Source organism: Vibrio sp. 2033, assembly GCF_033339735.1.
In genome coordinates this window covers 1-610 of the sequence record NZ_JAWOVC010000529.1, presented here as the reverse complement: position 1 = coordinate 610, position 610 = coordinate 1, and the positions used below count along the sequence as shown (strand labels likewise).

1 protein-coding gene is annotated in these 610 nt (G+C 48.4%); it reads right to left on the bottom strand.

Going from position 1 to position 610, the window contains the following annotated elements; translation table 11 throughout:
- On the bottom strand, window positions 1-610 hold a 610-nt coding region (locus R7P74_RS27605), incomplete at both ends, for a TRAP transporter large permease subunit (protein WP_318123866.1).

Sequence of the window (610 nt, the reverse complement as noted above, 5' to 3'; positions counted from 1 at the left end):
CCTGCTTTTTGCATCAACGGAATACTGATCACCCCTGTCGACACGGTATTCGCCACGCTAGATCCCGACACAGAGCCCATTAAACCCGAGCCAAGCACGGCAATGAAACCCGGCCCTCCGATGATTTTTCCTGCGGCTGCACGAGCGACATTGATGATGTAATCCCCAACGCCAGAGCGTACTAAAAACGCACCAAAGAGGATAAACATAAAAACGAATGTCCAACTGATGCGAGAAATAGAACCGAACATGCCTTCAGAAGAGTAAAAACTACGGTAAAGCAGGGTTTCCATGCTCAACCCCGGAAAATGAAAAATACCCGTCGCCCATTTTCCCCACAGAACAACGTAGCTCAAACAGATCACAATCAACACAGGAATAAACCACCCCATGGTGCGGCGAATCAGTTCGATGACGATCAATATCGCCATAATGGCAAAGACCCAGTCGCTAGTGACAAACTTAACACCACGCTCATACAACGCATCTTCGGCATATGGAATGTAAAGCAAACAGGCGATAGCCCCTCCTGCGATGAGCACATCGACCGCAAGAGCCATTTTGCTCTGCTTCAAAGAGATATGAGCCGGATACCAAAGCGCACAAATTA